At 60.0% G+C, this 13,967-nt stretch carries 10 protein-coding genes; 7 read left to right on the top strand and 3 right to left on the bottom strand.

Translation table 11 applies throughout. The annotated features are described in order from the left end of the window. The first annotated feature begins 86 nt into the window (after window positions 1–86). Window positions 87–1,013 carry an alpha/beta hydrolase gene (locus SOM40_RS12375; protein ID WP_320530051.1) on the top strand — a complete coding sequence of 309 codons (927 nt, stop codon included), beginning with the start codon at window positions 87–89 and terminating at the stop codon, window positions 1,011–1,013. 98 nt (window positions 1,014–1,111) lie between these two features. Here the strand turns inward: SOM40_RS12375 and aldA are convergent, their stop codons facing one another. Together aldA and SOM40_RS12385 are read right to left on the bottom strand one after the other, a co-directional pair. Continuing rightward, window positions 1,112–2,551 carry an aldehyde dehydrogenase gene (gene aldA / locus SOM40_RS12380; RefSeq protein WP_106993051.1) on the bottom strand — a complete coding sequence of 480 codons (1,440 nt, stop codon included), beginning with the start codon at window positions 2,549–2,551 and terminating at the stop codon, window positions 1,112–1,114. 199 nt (window positions 2,552–2,750) lie between these two features. Further along, complete coding sequence (locus SOM40_RS12385; RefSeq protein WP_106993052.1) at window positions 2,751–3,554, bottom strand: YdcF family protein; 804 nt, start codon at window positions 3,552–3,554, stop codon at window positions 2,751–2,753. Between the two features lie 189 nt (window positions 3,555–3,743). On the opposite strand from SOM40_RS12385, the gene SOM40_RS12390 reads away from it, so the two are divergent. The 4 genes from SOM40_RS12390 (at window position 3,744) to SOM40_RS12405 (ending at window position 8,605) form a co-directional block, all read left to right on the top strand. Next, on the top strand, window positions 3,744–5,396 hold the full coding sequence (locus tag SOM40_RS12390) for an MFS transporter (protein WP_414672276.1): 1,653 nt from the start codon (window positions 3,744–3,746) through the stop codon (window positions 5,394–5,396). Window positions 5,397–5,429: 33 nt separating this feature from the next. Continuing rightward, window positions 5,430–6,509, top strand: coding sequence for an HlyD family secretion protein (locus tag SOM40_RS12395; RefSeq protein ID WP_166182601.1), 1,080 nt, complete (start codon window positions 5,430–5,432; stop codon window positions 6,507–6,509). Next, window positions 6,506–7,882 (top strand): efflux transporter outer membrane subunit, encoded by a 1,377-nt coding sequence (locus SOM40_RS12400; protein ID WP_320530052.1) that lies wholly within the window; start codon window positions 6,506–6,508, stop codon window positions 7,880–7,882. Before SOM40_RS12395 ends, SOM40_RS12400 begins: the two co-directional genes overlap by 4 nt. Window positions 7,883–7,945: 63 nt before the next feature. Beyond that, on the top strand, window positions 7,946–8,605 hold the full coding sequence (locus SOM40_RS12405) for an O-methyltransferase (RefSeq protein WP_320530053.1): 660 nt from the start codon (window positions 7,946–7,948) through the stop codon (window positions 8,603–8,605). Between the two features lie 80 nt (window positions 8,606–8,685). Here the strand turns inward: SOM40_RS12405 and hrpA are convergent, their stop codons facing one another. Then, window positions 8,686–12,588, bottom strand: a complete 3,903-nt coding sequence (hrpA, locus tag SOM40_RS12410) for an ATP-dependent RNA helicase HrpA (RefSeq protein ID WP_320530054.1) — start codon at window positions 12,586–12,588, stop codon at window positions 8,686–8,688. A gap of 203 nt (window positions 12,589–12,791) precedes the next feature. Between hrpA and azoR the strand changes: the two genes are divergently transcribed. Together azoR and SOM40_RS12420 are read left to right on the top strand one after the other, a co-directional pair. After that, a complete protein-coding gene (gene azoR, locus SOM40_RS12415) occupies window positions 12,792–13,397 on the top strand; it encodes an FMN-dependent NADH-azoreductase (protein ID WP_106993057.1) in 606 nt (201 codons plus the stop codon). A gap of 237 nt (window positions 13,398–13,634) precedes the next feature. Further along, window positions 13,635–13,967, top strand: a complete 333-nt coding sequence (locus SOM40_RS12420; protein WP_313824658.1) for a type II toxin-antitoxin system RelE/ParE family toxin — start codon at window positions 13,635–13,637, stop codon at window positions 13,965–13,967.

Consider the following 13,967-nt stretch of genomic DNA (forward strand, 5'->3'; position numbering starts at 1 on the left):
CTGCTGTCCGCAACCTGTGAGTCGGTGCTGGTTTTCATTTTGTTAACCCTGATATAACAAAGGCTTTCCAGAGAGGGAGCCTTATCATGGAAGCACTGAGCCGCGACACATTAGAACAACAGATGGCGCAAGCCGTGGGTCGATCGACCACCTTTACCATCTGGCCCGATAATGAAGCCCCTGGCGCACGCACCAGCGACGCCGTTTTTACCCCTGAACCCCGCCATACCGGGACCTCCGACTACGATCGCGCCGTTACTGGCATCCGCGCGCCGGAGATCACCGTTTACGCCCCTGCCCGCCCTAACGGCGTGGGTATTCTGGTGGCACCCGGCGGCTCTTATCGCCGCGTGGTGCTGGATAAAGAGGGCAGCGCGCTGGCCGCGTTCTTTAATGCCCGCGGTTATACCCTGTTTGTGATGACCTACCGTATGCCGGGGGATGGTCACGAAGAAGGGGCCGACGCGCCGCTGGCCGACATTCAGCGGGCGATGCGGGTGATTCGCGCCGGGGCTCAGGAGTGGAAGCTGGATCCGACCCGCATTGGCGTACTGGGTTTCTCTGCGGGTGGGCACGTGGCGGCGAGCCTCGGCACCCGGCACGATGAAGCGGTGTATGCCCCAATGGACGCCGCCGATGCGTTCCCTGCCCGTCCGGCCTTTATGGCGCTGGTTTATCCGGTAATCACCATGCGCGAGGCGCATCATCATTCTGGTTCACGTCATGAGCTGATCGGGGATAACCCGACAGAGGCGCAGATCCACCATTACTCGCTGGAGGAGCGCGCCACCCGCGAGGCGCCGCCAACCTTCCTGCTGCACGCCGCCGACGACCCGGCAGTAAACGTTGAGAATAGCCTGGGGATGTTCAGCGCCCTGCGCCGCCTGGGGGTGCCGGTGGAGATGCATATCTTCGAGCGAGGAAAACACGGGTTCGGCATCCGCGATGCCCAGGGGTTGCCGGTGGCCGTCTGGCCAGAGTTGATGATGAACTGGATTGCGACAAAGGTGTAGCCTGTAACGCCGGGTGGCGGCTACGCCTTACCCGGCCTACGGGATCGGGGTCGGTTTTGTAGGCCCGGCAAGCGAAGCGCCGCCGGGCATCTTCAGGCTCAGGACTGCAAATAGACCACCTGAGTCTGCAGGTACTCATGCAAGCCATGCTTGCCATCCGCCCCGCCGATCCCGGATTTACGCCAGCCGGCGTGGAAGCCCTGCATCGCTTCAAAGTTCTCGCGGTTGATGTAGGTTTCGCCGAACTTCAGTCCTTTGATGGCTTTCATCGCCACGTTCAGATCCCGGGTATAAATCGACGACGTCAGGCCATAGTCGCTGTCATTGGCCATCTTCAGTGCCTCTTCCAGAGTGTCAAACATCACCACTGGCAGCACCGGTCCGAAGGTCTCTTCGTGCATGATGGTCATCTCCTGACGCACGTCGAGCAGCAGTGTTGGCGGGTAATAATAGCCTTTACCCTCTACCGCTTTACCGCCCAGCACCACTTTCGCCCCCTCCTGCACCGCCAGGGCCACTTTCTGCTCCACGCGCTCCAGCGCCGCCGCGTTGATCAGCGGCCCCATGGCGATGTCGTTGCGCTCGGCCGGGTTGCCAAACTGCACGGCTTTCATCGCCTCGCCAAGACGGTTCACAAAGCGGTCGTAGATGCCCTTCTGGACATACACGCGCTCGGCGCAGTTACACACCTGCCCGGTGTTGATCACCCGCGAGTCGACAATCGCTTTGACCGCCAGCTCCAGATCCGCATCGTCCATCACGATAGCCGGGGCTTTACCGCCCAGCTCCAGGCACACTTTGGTGATGTTCTTCGCCGCGGCGGCCATGATCTTCTCGCCTGCGCCCACGCTACCGGTCATGCTGACCATCGCCACTTTCGGGTTGCCCGCCAGCTCCTGACCCACGGTTTCGCCGCGGCCCAGCACCAGGTTAAAGACCCCTTTCGGCAGGCCAATCTCGTCGACGATTTTGGCAAAGGCGATGGCGTTGTTCGGCGTGAACTCGCTCGGCTTAATGACGATGGTATTGCCGGTCAGCAGCGCCGGGGCCAGCTTGCGGGCAATCAGGAAGAACGGGAAGTTCCACGGCAGAATGCCGGTGGTGACGCCGAGCGCGCGCTTAAACAGCAGGATGTTTTCACCCGGGCGATCGCTCTGGATAATTTCGCCTTCGTAGCGGCGCGCCCACTCGGCCATGTAGTCGAGATAGTCGGCGGTGAACGCTACTTCCACCTCCGCCAGTTGCTGAATTTTGCCGCCTTCGGCCACGATCAGAGCGCTGATCTCGCTGGCGCGCTCACGAATACCGGCGGAGATTTTACGCAGCCAGCCCGCACGCTGGATGGCCGGCAGCGCCTCCCAGTCAGCCTGGGCGCGCTCGGCGGCGTCGATGGCCTTGCGGGCCTCTTCGGCGCTGCCGTCGGGAATACGGGAAATGACCTCTTCGGTGGCCGGGTTGATCACATCAATCCAGGCATCACCCTGCCAGGCTACAAACTGTCCATCGATATACATAGGATGTTGTACGGGTACTGTCATGACCTGCTCCTGTAATTGCACTGTTTTTAACAAGTAAAATTATTGTTAAAAACTACAGTTCCCGATCCGCAATCCCAGTCTATCGCGCTGTTTTTGTGAGATATCTCATAAAAGAAACGGATCAGCAGGGGGAAATAATTACAAGTCGACAACAAAAGCGTGCCCGTTTGCGGGAAAGTCATCGCAAACGGGCAACGTGTTACAGCAGGGAGCGGCTGACCAGCGCCTCGGTGAGAATGACGTCGTTGCGCAGGATCTGCCAGGCGGTCTCAACCTCAGCAGGAATATCGACATGAACGATGAAATCGCGGCCGAGCGGGCCATAGCCGTTGATGTCGTCGCGCAGGCGCGGGAGCTCACCCAGCACCAGGGAGAGATAGCGTTCCACCGGCCACAACCCCTCGCCGCCGCCGCGGAATACCAGCCCTTCCTCGCTGTTCTGCAGCTGCGGCACGATACCGGGATGGCTGGTCCACGCCGGGGCATCGGGCTTATCGCGCCAGACCCGGGCAAAGGTCGCCATGGTACGGCGCTGCATGGTGGGGTCCTGGACCACAATTCCGCGCTTCACCGTCAGGTGATGATGGGTGATGGTGGCGGCGCTGAATCGGGCATTTTCACCGCAGTTGGTGGACTGATCTTCCACCAGCAGACGCTCCGGTGGAATATGCCAGAACTCCCGGGCGATCTCCGCCAGGATGGTGGCTTCGGCTTTGCCGGTGGTACGCACCCTGTTGTAGCGCGGGTGCCGCGCAATGGCGGCGTATAAAAAGGTGGTTGAATGACCGATGCCGCCGCTGATCAGCAGAGGGATGGCCAGCTCCGACGCCAGACGACAGGCCGCGTCGATGGAGGGGATCACCGCATTACCGGCCAGCACCACCAGATCCGGCTGCAGCGCGGGTGGATTGAAGGGCAGATTATCCTCAGCGAGCCAGGCCCCGACGGTATTGACCGCAGCCAGGGTTTTATCCGGCAGAGATGGGAAGATTGTGAGACTCATCGTTACCTCCTTCCAGCAAGTAAGTTCAGAGTAACGCATAGGATACGGGTTAACAGAGGATCCCTCTGAAATATTTTCGCTCACATTTGCGTAACCTCGCATGATCATATTCACTTGAAACAGTCTTTACGTCAGACGTAGAATCATTAGCCCACTAACCATTCATTAATGCGACAGGTAATTACCGCTATGCGACTGCCCCAACGCGACCCCTATGCTCCTCGCGAGTGGCAGCCTCACGAAAAGCCGATGCTGTTAGGCTCCCCGTCCACGCCGGTGCACAGCACCCCGAAGCGCATCGCCTATGGGGTGGTGGGTTTGCTGGTCTGCCTGACCGGGGCGCTGGGCAATGCGATGGTTGCGGCCAACCTGCAAAATTTGCAGGGCACCTTCTCCGCCTGGTCCACCGAGATCGCCTGGCTACCGGCGGTGTACGTGATGACCAACGTGTCGATCAACCTGTTGCTGGTGAAGTTTCGCCAGCAGTTTGGCCTGCGCGCCTTCACCGAAGGCTTTCTGGTTCTGTATGTGCTGGTCACCTTCTTTCACCTGTTCGTCAACGATCTCAGCTCGGCGCTGATGGTGCGCGCCGCCCACGGCATGGTGGCTGCAGCGCTGAGTTCGCTGGGCATCTACTATCAGATTCAGGCCTGGCCAGCGAAACATCGCCTGAAGGCGCTGACCATCGGCATCACCGGCTCGTCGCTGGCGATCCCCATTGCGCGGCTGTTCTCTACCGAGCTGCTGCAGCTGGACGAGTGGCGCGGGCTCTACCTCTTCGAACTCGGTCTGGCCCTGATCTCACTGGGCTGCGTGATCGCCCTCAAGCTGCCTCCCGGCGACCGGCGCAAAGTGTTCGAGAAGAAAGATTTCATCACCTTTATTCTGCTGGCCCCGGGGATGGCGCTGTTGTGCGCGGTGCTGTCGCTCGGGCGCGTCGACTGGTGGTTTGAAGCGCCGTGGATCGGCTGGGCGCTGGCGGGTTCACTGGTGCTGATCGTCTCGGCCATTTTCTTCGAGCATAACCGCAGCAACCCGCTGCTGAACACCCGCTGGCTCTCCAGCGGCAGCATCCTGCGCCTGGGGCTGATCATGCTGCTGATCCGCATCGTGCTGGCGGAGCAGAACACCGGGGTGATTGGCTGGCTGCAGTATGTCGGCCTGCAGAACGAACAGATGACTCACCTGGCATGGGCGATTTTTGCCGGGATCGCCTGCGGCATCGCCGTCAGCTGCCTGACCATCAAACCGACCCGACTGGCCTGGCCGATTGTCACCTCGCTGGTGCTGATGATTATCGCCTCCCTGCTCGACAGCCAGTCCACCAGCCTCACCCGCCCGGATCAGCTGATGCTGAGCCAGTTCCTGCTCGGGTTCGGCAGCGCCTTCTTCCTCGCCCCGGCGATGCTGGCGGGGATTGGCGGGGTGATTGCCGATCCCCGCAATCTGGTCAGCTTTTCGGTGCTGTTCGGCATGAGTCAGAACCTCGGCGGCCTGTTGGGTTCCGCCATTCTGGGCACCTTTCAGACCTGGCGCGAGAAGTACCACTCTGGCCTGCTGGCCGAACAGCTCACCAGCCTCAACCCGCTGGTGACTGAACGGCTGCAAATGTACAGCCAGATGTACCAGAGTCAGATTGGCGACAGCGCCCTGCTGAGCACCCAGTCGGCACTCCAGCTGCAAACCGCCAGCACGCTGCAGGCAAATATTCTCGCTTACAACGATACTTATCTTCTGACGGCTAGCATTGCCACCGCCACGCTGGTCTGGATTTTATGGCGCTTGCTGCGCTTGCGCATCACTGCCCGTCTGGCGCTGAAAAAGGCCACCGGCAGTCAGTAATGGATAAAAATTAATGATGTTTCTGGAGAAGTTATGAGTCAGCAGGATGCCGCTAAAGAGCAGGCCAATACCCGTAATAATCTGCGCGTGGTGTCAGTGTTCGCCGCCGCCGCGATCGGCATCGTTGGCGTGCTGGTGATCCTGTACGCCTGGCAGCTACCGCCCTTTACCCGCCACGTTCAGTTTACCGATAACGCCTACGTGCGCGGCCAGACCACCTTTATAAGCCCCCAGGTGAATGGCTACATCACCGAGGTGAAGGTACAGGATTTTGAGCAGGTGAAGAAAGGCGACCTGCTGCTGCAGATCGACGATCGCATCTACCGCCAGCGGGTGCATCAGGCCGAAGCCCAGCTGGCGATGAAAATCGCCACCCTCAACAACAACCTGCAACAGCGCAAAAGCGCCGAAGCGGTGATCCAGCGTAACGAGGCGGCGCTGAAAAACGCCCGGGCCCAGAGCCAGAAAACCCAGGCCGACTTAAAGCGCGTGAAGGACCTTACCGCCGACGGTTCGCTGTCGATCCGTGAGCGGGATGCCGCGCTGGCAAGCGCCGCCCAGGGCAGCGCCGATATCGACCAGGCGAAAGCCACCCTGGAGATGTCGCGCCAGGATCTGCAGACCGCGATCGTCAACCGCGCCGCGCTGGAGGCCGATGTCGAAAACGCGAAGGCGGCGCTGGAGCTGGCGCAGATCGACCTGCAGAACACCCGCATCGTTGCGCCGCGTGACGGCCAGCTGGGGCAGATTGCCGTGCGTCTGGGGGCCTACGTTACCGCCGGGACCCACCTCACCACCCTGGTGCCGCCGCAGCACTGGGTGATCGCCAATATCAAAGAGACCCAGCTGGCGAACCTGCGCGTCGGCCAGCCGGTGAAATTTACCGTCGATGCCCTGAACGACCAGGCCTATGAAGGCCGGGTGCAGAGCATTTCCCCCGCCACCGGGGTAGAGTTCAGCGCCATTACCCCGGATAACGCCACCGGCAATTTCGTCAAGATAGCCCAGCGGATCCCGGTGCGCATTGAGGTGCTCGGCAAGGCCGAAGACGCGGCACGGCTGCGCCCGGGAATGTCGGTGCAGGTGACGATTGATACCCGGGAGGCAGAATGATCCGCCGCCCGCTCATCGCCCTGCTGATTGCCGCCGCCCTGAGCGCCTGCCAGTCGGTGGATGTCGCCCCGGCGAAACCCACCCTGCAGATCCCCGCCCAGTGGCGGGCCAGCACCGGCCCTGCCAGCCCGGCAGAGCAGTTGTGGTGGCGCAATTTTCACGACAATCCTCTCAACGCTTACGTGGATCAGGCCCTGCGCAACAACAGCGATGTGCTGATTGCCCGGGAGCGGATCAACGAGTATCAGGCCCGGGTGTACGCCAGCGAGGGCAACCTGTTTCCGACCCTCGATGCCGATCTGAATGCGGGTCGCGCCCGGTCCCAGTCGGCGGCCACCGGTTTGCCCACCTACGGCGCGCTGTACAAAGGGAGCCTGACCGCCAGCTATGATGTGGATATCTGGGGGGTGAACCGCCGCACCACCGATGCCGCCCGGGCCTCGCTCGAGGCGCAAAAAGCGGCGGCGGTAGCGGCGGATCTGACCGTGGCCTCCTCGGTGGCTTCGGGTTATGTCACCCTGCTGGCGCTGGACGAGCAGCTCCGGGTGACGCAGTCGACCCTCAAAGCGCGGGAAGAGGCCTTCAACCTGGCGAAACGGCAGTATCAGACTGGCTACAGCTCGCGTCTGGAGCTGATGCAGTCTGACTCCGAGCTGCGCTCGACGCGGGCCCAGATCCCGCAGGTGCAGAATCAGATTGCCCGTCAGGAGAACGCCCTGACCCTACTGCTGGGAAACAACCCGGGAGCTATCGCCCGCAGCGCGGATTTCGACACCCTGACTCCGCTGCGTATCCCGTCGCAGCTGCCTTCGTCGCTGCTTAATCGCCGCCCGGATATTGTGCAGGCGGAACGGCAGCTGATCGCCGCCGATGCCTCTCTGGCATCCGCGCGCGCCAGCCTGCTGCCGTCGATCAACCTGACCGCAACCGGATCGATCCAGGATCGCACCCTGCCCGGCCTGCTGGACAACCCGCTGGAGCTGTGGAGTATCGGCGGCAGTATTCTGGCCCCGCTCCTGAACCGGCAGGCGCTGAATGCCCAGGTGGATATCGGCCAGTCGCAGCGTAATCAGGCGCTCTACAGCTATGAAAAAACCGTGCGCAACGCCTTTAAAGAGGTGAATGACAGTCTGGATGCTATCACCCGCTACGGCGAGCAGTTGACCGAACTGGTGGCCCAGCAGGAGGTCGCCCAGGAGACATTGCGGATCGCGCAGAACCGCTATAACAACGGCTATTCGTCCTATCTGGACGTGCTCGACGCCCAGCGGACGCTGTTCTCGGTGCAGACCAGCGTGGTGCAGGCGAAAAATAATCTGCTGCTGGCGCAGATCGATCTGTATAAGGCGCTGGGGGGTGGGTGGTCGGCATAATCGGATCGTAGGCCCGCGCAAGCGTAGCGCCGCCGGGCAAAACTCTCACTAAGGGGTCAATCTATGCAACAACAGTGGTCTGCCGTCGATAATTACATCATTTCCGAGCTTATTCCTCAGGATGAGGTGCTCCAGCAGGTGCTGGAAAATAACCAGCGTGCCGGTTTACCGGCGCACGACGTCGCCGCCAATCAGGGGCAGCTGCTGGCGCTGTTTGTGCGCATGACCCAGGCCAGGCGCATTCTGGAGATTGGCACCCTGGGGGCCTACAGCAGCATCTGGATGGCGCGCGCCCTGCCGCCGGACGGGCAGCTGATTACCCTTGAGGCCGATCCGGTTCACGCGAAGGTCGCGCGCCAGAACATCCACCTGGCGGGGCTGGACTCTCGCATTGAGCTGATTGAAGGCCCGGCGCTGCTCTCCCTTGAACGCTTCGACACCATCCCGCCGTTTGATCTGATCTTTATCGATGCCGACAAACCGAATAACCCGGGCTATCTGGAGTGGGCCCTGCACTACTCCCGGCCCGGGACGTTAATCATCGGTGACAACGTGGTGCGTGACGGGGAAGTGATTAACGGCCAGAGCGATGATGCCCGGGTGCACGGCGTGCGACGCTTTATTGAGATGATTGGCGATAACCCGCGCCTGACCGCCACGGCGCTCCAGACGGTGGGCGTAAAGGGGTGGGATGGGTTTACGTTGGCAGTGGTCAACGGCTGAGGAAATGCCCGGTGGCGCTGCGCTTACCGGGCCTACAGGACTCCGTAGGCCGGGCAAGCGAATGCGCCGCCCGGCGTTTTTTAGGCTGAAATCTGCTCCATCGCCTGCAAAATACGCTTGTCGGAGATCGGATACGGCGTCCCCAGCTGCTGCGCAAAGAAGCTGACGCGCAGCTCTTCGATCATCCAGCGGATCTCCTGCACATCTTCGTCATCGCGACGGGCAGGTGGCAGCTTATTCAGCCACTGCTGCCAGCGCTGCTGCACCGCTTCCACCTTCAGCATCTGCGCTCGGTCGCGGTGCGGATCGATGGCCATCTTCTCCAGACGTTTTTCAATCGCCTGCAGATAACGCAGCGTATCCCCTAAACGCTTGTAGCCGTTGCCGGTGACAAACCCGCGATAGACCAGCCCGGCCATCTGGGCCTTCACATCCGACAGCCCCAGCGCCATGGTCATATCCACCCGCCCTTTCAGGCGCTTGTTGATATTGAACACTGCGGTGAGGATCTGCTCGACCTGCTTCGCAATGTTGACCACCGTCTCATTGAGCTCAGCGCGCACTTTTTCGTGCAGCTTCGCAAAGCCCTCTTCGGTCCACACCGGCCCGCCCGCGGCGTTGATCAACTGGTCCACGCCGCAGGAGATGCAGTCGTCGATCAGATCCAGCACCTTGCCGTACGGGTTAAAGTAGAGTCCCAGCTTGGCTTTGTTCGGCAGCTTCTCGTGCAGATACTTGATCGGCGACGGGATGTTCAGCAGCAGTAAACGGCGCAGCCCGCGCCACATCGCCTGCTGCTGCTCCTGCGGGTTATCGAACAGCTTGATCGCCACGCTGTCGCGCTCGTCCACCAGCGCCGGCCAGGCTTTCACCTTGTAGTTGCCGCGCTTCTGCTCGTAGCTTTCCGGCAGTTGACCAAAGCTCCAGATATGCAGCCCACTCTGCTCGATCCCGTCGTCGGCCACGGCAGAGAGGGTCTCCTGCACTTTGCCTTTCAGGGCGTCTTTCAGTTCGGTCAGGGAACGGCCTTCCTGCAATTTCTTGTTTTTCTCGTCCACCACGCGGAAGCTGATTTTCAGGTGATCGGGCACCTGATCCCAGTGCCACTCTTCGCGGTCGATGGTTACGCCGGTCATACGCCTAAGCTCGCGCTCCAGCGAATCCAGCAGCGGCAGCTCCAGCGGCGTCACGCGGCCTAAAAACGCCTCGGCGTAGTTCGGAGCCGGGACAAAGTTACGCCGCACCGGCTTCGGCAGAGATTTGATCAGGGCGATAATCAGCTCCCGGCGCAACCCGGGAATTTGCCACTCGAAACCGCTCTCTTCCACCTGGTTAAGCAGCGGCAGCGGGATGTGAACGGTGACGCCGTCGGCATCGGTGCCCGGTTCAAACTGGTAGCTCAGGCGCAGCTTGAGGTTGCCCTGATGCCAGAAGTTCGGGTAATCGAGCTTGCTGACCTGCTCCGCCCCCTCTTTGATCAACATGCTCTTTTCAAAGTTGAGCAGATCCGGGGTGTCGCGGCTGACCTTCTTCCACCAACTGTCGAAGTGGCGGGCCGAGACCACATCGTGGCTGAGGCGCTGGTCGTAAAACTCAAACAGCGTCTCGTCATCCACCAGGATGTCGCGGCGACGGGTTTTGTGCTCCAGCTCTTCCACTTCGCTGCGCAGCTTCAGGTTTTCGCGGAAGAAGGCGTGACGGGTCTGCCAGTCGCCCTCCACCAGCGCGTGGCGGATAAACAGCTCGCGGGACAGCGCCGGGTCGATCTGGCTGTAGTTAACTTTGCGTGCGGCCACCACCGGCAGGCCGTAGACGGTGACCTTTTCGGTGGCCATCACCGCGCCCTGCGCCCGCTCCCAGTGCGGTTCACTGTACGAACGTTTCAGCAGATGCTGGGCCACCGGCTCGACCCACTCCGGATCGATGCGTGCGGCAATGCGCCCCCACAGGCGGCTGGTCTCTACCAGCTCGGCCACCATCGTCCACTTCGGCGGCTTCTTGAACAAGCCGGAGCCCGGGAAGATGGAGAAACGGGCGTTACGCGCGCCGGTAAATTCCTGCTTGTCGGCATCTTTCATCCCGATATGCGACAGCAGACCGGTCAGCAGCGCGATGTGAATCTCGCGGTACTCTGCCGGTTCGCTGTTCACCGGAATACCCAGCTCTTTCACCACCTGGCGCAGCTGGGTGTAGATATCCTGCCACTCGCGCACCCGCAGGTAGTTGAGGAAATCAAGCTTGCACTGGCGGCGGAACTGGTTCGAGGAGAGCGCTTTCTGCTGCTCCCCGATGTAGTTCCACAGGTTCACAAAGGCGAGGAAGTCGGACTCTTTGTCGTGGAAGCGGCGGTGCTTCTCGTCGGAGGCTTGCTGCTTGTCCATAGGACGTTCGCGCGGATCCTGAATGGAGAGCGCCGAGGTGATGATCATCGCCTCACGCACGCAGCCATGTTTTTGTGCCTCCAGCACCATCCGCGCCAGACGTGGGTCCACCGGTAGCTGGCTGAGCTGACGCCCCTGCGGGGTCAGCTTGTAGGCCGTGGCCTGCTCGTCGGTGGTGATTGCCCCCAGCTCTTCCAGCAGGCGCACGCCGTCCTGGATATTGCGTTTATCCGGCGCTTCGACAAACGGGAAGGCGGCGATATCCCCCAGCCCAAGAGCGGTCATCTGCAGAATGACTGACGCGAGGTTGGTACGCAGAATTTCCGGGTCGGTAAATTCCGGGCGCGACAGGAAGTCGTCTTCGGAATAGAGACGAATACAGATCCCTTCCGAGACGCGTCCGCAGCGGCCCTTACGCTGGTTAGCCGAGGCCTGGGATACCGGCTCAATCGGCAGGCGCTGCACCTTGGTGCGGTAGCTGTAGCGGCTGATACGCGCCGTGCCGGGATCGATAACATATTTAATGCCCGGCACGGTGAGGGAGGTTTCCGCCACGTTGGTCGCCAGCACGATGCGGCGGCCGCTGTGAGACTGGAACACGCGGTTCTGCTCGCTGTTGGACAGACGGGCATACAGCGGCAAAATTTCGGTATGGCGCAGGTCGCGCTTGCTGAGCGCGTCGGCAGTATCGCGGATTTCGCGCTCGCCGCTCATAAAGATCAGGATATCGCCCGGGCTTTCGTTGCCCAGCTCGTCCACCGCATCGAAGATGGCCTGGAGCTGATCGCGCTCGGTGTCGTCGGCCTCTTCCACCATCGGACGGTAGCGCACTTCCACCGGCCAGGTTCGACCGGAGACTTCAATGATTGGCGCATTGTTGAAGTGGCGCGAAAAACGTTCCGGGTCGATGGTGGCCGAGGTGATGATCACTTTCAGATCCGGACGACGCGGCAGCAGCTCCCGCAGATAGCCCAGCAGGAAGTCGATGTTCAGGCTGCGCTCGTGCGCTTCATCGATGATGATGGTGTCGTACTGCATCAGCAGCCGGTCCTGCTGAATTTCCGCCAGCAGGATCCCGTCGGTCATCAGTTTGACCATGGTGTTGTCGCTGACGTGATCGCTGAATCGCACCTTATAGCCGATACAGCCGCCCGGCTCGCTTTGCAGCTCTTCGGCAATACGGTTCGCTACCGTACGCGCCGCCAGACGCCGCGGCTGGGTGTGGCCGATCAGACCCTTGAGCCCGCGGCCCAGCTCCATACAAATTTTTGGCAGCTGAGTGGTTTTACCCGAGCCGGTCTCCCCCGCCACAATCACCACCTGGTGATCGCGCACGGCTTCAAGGATCTCCTGCTTCTTCTGGCTGACGGGCAGGTTTTCCGGGTAGGCGATCGCCGGACGCGCGGCTTCGCGCAGCACGACCTTACCGGCAGCCTGTTCAATCTCTTTCGCCATCTCCTGGTAGATAGCCTGTTGTGCATCAGGATTTTTAACCTTCTTGACCCCGTGCAGACGGCGGGCAAATCGCTGTTTGTCACGCAGCATCAGCGATTCCAGCTGTTGCATCAGCATCGGGAAGGTTAATTTCTGTTGTTCTGTCATAGCGTTAACGGGCAGTGCACTGCCGGATAAAATCTCTTTTTAATGATTGATATAGAGTACCACATCGGTGGTTTTTGCGCCTTATTCAAAAAATTCGAACATAGGCTTCGATATATTGCGCTATCCCTGCGACAGGATTGTGAATAAAGTGTCAGCAAGCAACGGGGCAACCCCCCTTATCAAATACATAAAAGGAATCACCCATGAGCAAAGTATTAGTTCTTAAATCCAGTATTCTGGCAGGGTACTCTCAGTCTGGTCAGCTGTCTGATTATTTCGTTGAACAGTGGCGTGAACAGCACAGCGGTGACGAAATCACCGTCCGCGATCTGGCCGCTCAGCCAATCCCGGTACTGGATGGTGAACTGGTAGGTGCTCTGCGTCCGAGCGATGCGCCGCTGACCCCGCGTCAGCAGGAAGCGCTGGCGCTCTCTGATGAGCTGATTGCTGAGCTGCAGGCGCACGACGTGATCGTGATTAACGCCCCGATGTATAACTTCAACATCCCGACGCAGCTGAAAAACTACTTTGACCTGATTGCCCGTGCTGGCGTCACCTTCCGCTACACCGAGAAAGGGCCGGAAGGTCTGGTTACCGGTAAGCGTGCGGTTGTGCTCTCCAGCCGTGGTGGTATTCACAAAGATACCCCAACTGACCTGATTGCCCCGTATCTGTCCGTGTTCCTGGGCTTCATCGGCATTACCGACGTGAACTTCGTGTTTGCTGAAGGTATCGCATACGGTCCGGAAGTGGCAACCAAAGCCCAGTCCGACGCGAAAGCCGCGATCGACAGCTTGGTAGCAGCATAAGATTTCCCACTCCCACCGCCCGGTGGGAGTTTTTTATTTTCCCTGCCTTCTCTCGCATCTTTACGAGACGCCTCGTAGAGTCAGCACGCTTTTCAGCACACTCTTCCCACGCTTCATACAATGCCAGCCAGCATCAGAGATCGTTTTAGTTCACGCGTTCTCTGGCAGCAAAATAATTATGGACCTGTACTATGTACACCAAGGGGTGTACGTGGTACCTTACATGGAGAGAGTATCGTGTGCCATGCAATAGAATTTATCGAGACGTCACTGTTTACGCGGCAAATTAAACAGATCGCGACTGATGATGAGCTTCTGACATTACAAAGAGAGCTCATTGCCTTTCCGGACAAAGGCGATGTCATCCAGCATACCGGCGGGCTGCGAAAAGTCCGGATGGCAACGGGCACTCAGGGTAAAAGCGGTAGCGCCAGGGTGATTTACCTTCTGGCAACGCGGGAGATTATCTGGCTAGTGCTCGCTTATCCGAAAAGCGCCAAAGAGAATCTGACTGATGCAGAAAAGTCTGAACTCAAGAAACTGACAACCTTACTGAAAAATGAGGTATGA

Origin of the sequence: Leclercia sp. CFBP8987 (genome assembly GCF_034044995.2) — a bacterium.
In the GTDB taxonomy this organism is placed as follows: domain Bacteria; phylum Pseudomonadota; class Gammaproteobacteria; order Enterobacterales; family Enterobacteriaceae; genus Enterobacter; species Enterobacter tamurae.